The organism is Haloferax profundi, from assembly GCF_001469865.1.
In the GTDB taxonomy this organism is placed as follows: domain Archaea; phylum Halobacteriota; class Halobacteria; order Halobacteriales; family Haloferacaceae; genus Haloferax; species Haloferax profundi.
In genome coordinates this window covers 1-2064 of the sequence record NZ_LOPV01000670.1, presented here as the reverse complement: position 1 = coordinate 2064, position 2064 = coordinate 1, and the positions used below count along the sequence as shown (strand labels likewise).

Here is a 2064-nt window from a genome sequence, read left to right as displayed (position 1 = left end):
ACGTTATTATCCGTGTTGTACAGCGGACGAACGTCGGCAGACAGAGACGTCGAGCCTGCCGAGGAGATAGTCACGTTGATGTGATACGTTCGGGACTCGCCTGCTGGAACGACCTCACCGTTGACGACGATAGCGTCGCCAGACGTGAACGAACTCTCTTGAACCTGCGCTTCACGCAGGTCGTTCGTGTCGTTCACGTAGACCGTGTCTTCAGCACCCCTTGCGAGCGAGACCGGACTGCTGATCGGAACCTCAACAACTGGGTTGAGGAGATCCGATGCTTCGTTATTCGTTACCGTTACTTCGATCGTTTGGTCCCCGTCTGTACTGAGGTCACTCGGTGCGTCAATCGTGACCGTGAACGGGTCGCTTGCAGCGGCAGCAACCCCTGGGCCGACACCGACTGATATCGATGCCACCACCAAGAGCGCGGCCAACGTGGTTGTGAGTTTTCCTGTCATCGTTTCTGCTTAGTTGGAATCCTCGTATTCCTGCTCGTTGACGAGCTGTTCGGACTCGGCACCGATGATGACGAGGGATTCGTTCTCGACACTCAGGGTGATTTCACCGTCGTCACGAAGCGTTTTGAGCTCGCTCGTGGTGAACGTCACACTGGCAGTCGGCGAGTCGCCGTCCACAGTGACCGTCTCATTGACTGTGCTGTTGATATCGATGGTCACCGTTTGCGCACCAGCGTTACGCTGGTCTGCAGTGGTGAGCGCATCGATGGCGACACCCGTCGCGCGGGTGTTACCGAACGAACCACCCTCTTGGTAGATTCCAACAAGGTAGCTCACACCATCTGAGACGGTACCATTCTGAGTCGGACCGGCTGCAGTGTAGCCTTCCGCGGCGTTGAGTGCCAAGACGGCATTACCCGTTGCGCGGGCCTTTTCACCGACGTTGTTCCAGTACGGCGAGCTCCAGTAGCCGTCCCAGGAACCGTCGTCATTCTGGTTTTCAACGAGCCACTGGACACCGCTGTCGAGAGACTCACTGACCGTAGTGTCGGTCAGGTTGTCGTTGACTTGGCTGCGGAGTTCGTCGCTTTCGTTGATCGCAGCGAGTGCCTGGACTGCGTAGGCGGTCTTCTGGACCGAGCGTCCAGACGTGCTGTAGTACGAACGACTGTTTCCGGCAGACCAGTTGCCGTTGTCGGTCTGCTGGTTGATCAGGTAGACCGCTGCGTTGACGGAGAACTCATCGGCGGCCGCCTTGGCGGTCGCGTTGAGGTCGTCATCAGCGCGGTCAATGGCAACCGTCGTGTACGCAGTTGCGGACACGCGATCGCGCAGGAAGTATCCAGTCTGACGGATGCTTCCGTCTGCTTGTTGTTCGTCTGCCAGCCAGAGGGTTGCACCACTCTGGTCGATGTTCTGAAGACTGTCACTGACCGAGGTGCGACTGCTCTGAACGCTGTCATCGGAGACTGCGCTCACACCCTGCAGGGCGTAGATCGTGTAGAACAGGTCGCCGTTCGGGTTGTTGCCGAACATGCTCCATGCACCGTTGTCGTGCTGGGAGATGTTGGCGTAGAAGCCCGGCGTCGGCTCGTCAGCAAGCTTGCTGATGCCTTTCTCGATCGTCGTGTTCGACCGGTCGCGGTCGTAGGTACTTGGGATCTCACCGTCGCGGTAGTACTGGTCGGTACGGAGTGCGGACATCATCTGGGTCGTCGTCTGCTCGACACACCCGTATGGGTAGTAGAACAGGTATTCGAGACCCTGCAGCGTCCGTCCGTCCGTACCTGCCTGCACGTTCACAGTGAGGTTGTGCTCGTAGGTCGTCGCAGACGAGACGTTGAGTGCGAGCGTCTTCGTCTCATCGGCGGTCTTCAGCGACGTGGAGTTCGTCGTGCGGTGGATGACCTTCGGGAGCGTGATGTTCGTGGTCGTCGACGCCGTGTCAGTCTCGTCGCCGTTGAAGGCTTCGACATCAACATCGATTTGTGCTTCTTCGATGTCCTCGGTCGTGTCTGCGCGGACCTTCCACGCGGTGACACCGCCAGTTGCGGACGTCTTGACCGTGTGCTCTGCGTTTTCGCCGTCAGCGAGCTCGAGACCC

The 2064-nt window shown here is 58.6% G+C and carries 1 protein-coding gene and 1 pseudogene; both read right to left on the bottom strand.

Features of this window, described 5'->3' with window-relative positions; genetic code table 11:
• A pseudogene (locus AUR66_RS18595) lies at window positions 1-419 on the bottom strand (dockerin type I domain-containing protein); the annotation flags it as partial.
• A 51-nt stretch (window positions 420-470) separates the two neighbouring features.
• Window positions 471-2064: prenyltransferase/squalene oxidase repeat-containing protein (locus AUR66_RS18590; protein WP_197409877.1), on the bottom strand; the 1594-nt coding region annotated here is incomplete at its 5' end.